Raw genomic sequence first — 663 nt, forward strand, 5'->3', positions numbered from 1 at the left:
CAAACGTCTTCGGACGATCGTCTTGCATGTTTTTTCTCAGTGGCGTCTGAAGATCAATACCTAATTCCTGACAATCAGTTTTAAACTCAGGTCTTATATAGCCCTTATCGCCAAGCAAGAGGCCAGAAATGGTCTCGAGCATGTCATAGGCTGCATCACGCTCATCTACGTTCGCTGCGGTCAGAGTAAAACCCACAGGAATCCCTCGTGCTTCAACCAGCAAATGCCCCTGAAAGCCATAGAACTTCTTGTCCTTGGAAGCGCAGTAACCATAACCAGCCTCAGCTTTAAAGATACGGCTCTGTGGTGCACGGGTTCTGACGACAACATCAATCGGAAAACCATCGATTAAATGGATATCTGCATTATCTGCATGCATCATCTGGACTATACGAATTTGCAGTCGCTGTTTCACATGCCATAAGTTGGCGGCCTGTTTGACAAATGCCGAGCGAGAAGGAATGTCAGGAAACAGGTGTCGCCAGTGTCGGGTAAAATACTTCCAAATCTCAGTGTCCTTATGATGCCCAAGCCATTCACCGACAACTTCCATGGTGATCGCTTCACTATCAGTGAGCTTTGGTGGAAACCCTCGAAGTCGCAGTGGCACAGGAAAAAGCTCTTTTACCAAATCGTCGATCAAGCAGTAGACTGTAGTGATAA

At 46.8% G+C, this 663-nt stretch carries 1 protein-coding gene; it reads right to left on the reverse strand.

What is annotated here, in order from left to right:
* On the reverse strand, positions 1-661 hold a 661-nt coding region (locus AK963_RS30210), incomplete at its 3' end, for an IS982 family transposase (RefSeq protein WP_139117828.1).
* Positions 662-663: the final 2 nt, after the last annotated feature.

Source organism: Endozoicomonas atrinae (assembly GCF_001647025.1).
GTDB lineage: Bacteria > Pseudomonadota > Gammaproteobacteria > Pseudomonadales > Endozoicomonadaceae > Endozoicomonas > Endozoicomonas atrinae.